This window comes from Mycobacterium sp. 1245801.1 (genome assembly GCF_001673055.1).
In the GTDB taxonomy this organism is placed as follows: domain Bacteria; phylum Actinomycetota; class Actinomycetes; order Mycobacteriales; family Mycobacteriaceae; genus Mycobacterium; species Mycobacterium europaeum_A.
This window is the reverse complement of sequence record NZ_LZKY01000395.1, coordinates 1-652: the sequence shown is the minus strand read 5'-3', so window position 1 is coordinate 652 and position 652 is coordinate 1. Positions and strand designations below refer to the sequence as shown.

The following is a 652-nucleotide window of genomic DNA, read 5'->3' as shown; positions in this document are numbered from 1 at the left end:
GTTGGTGCCGATCTGCGCGATCAGGTCGCTTTCGCTGGCAGCCTGCTGACGACCGCTCAGCACAACTTGCGTGGACGCGGGACCGCAATCCCAATACTGTTCCTGCGGGGTGATCGAATGGTCGTAGTCGAGAACAAGTTCGGACACTGTTGGCTGCTCCTGGTCGTCGTCTAGGTACGCGGAAATCTCTGCTTCGGACGGCATGTTGGACGTGATGGATTCGATGTAGTGCTCCTGCGAAGGCTGGGCGTTGCCCTGCCAGTCGCTGGGGGAGCCGACCTGCCCCACCACCACGGCCATCCACTTGGCCTGGTCGTAGTCGGAGCCACCCTCGGGGAACGGACCGGCGACAGGAAGCCGATACTGAAGCTGGTCGGCCAGCGCCTTCACGTGACTGTCGAGGTCGGTGCCGATGCCAGGGAGTTGGTAGTCCACGAACCCCAAAGTGGGGTTACCTGAGGGGTTATCGCCTTCCGCTACGGCGAACCCGAGCAGCATCCGCCACATGCTCTGCACGATGCCGTACTTCCGGAATTCCTCGAGGAGTTCGGTGTTGATCATTGGCCGTTACCGCCGGAACAGTATTGGGATTGCGGTCCCGCGTCCACGCAAGTTGTGCTGAGCGGTCGTCAGCAGGCTGCCAGCGAAAGCG

General features: G+C 61.8%; 1 protein-coding gene. It reads right to left on the bottom strand.

Annotated elements, in window-relative coordinates; translation table 11 throughout:
- On the bottom strand, positions 1-561 hold a 561-nt coding region (locus tag A5622_RS25030; protein ID WP_197507930.1), incomplete at its 3' end, for a hypothetical protein.
- Positions 562-652: the final 91 nt, after the last annotated feature.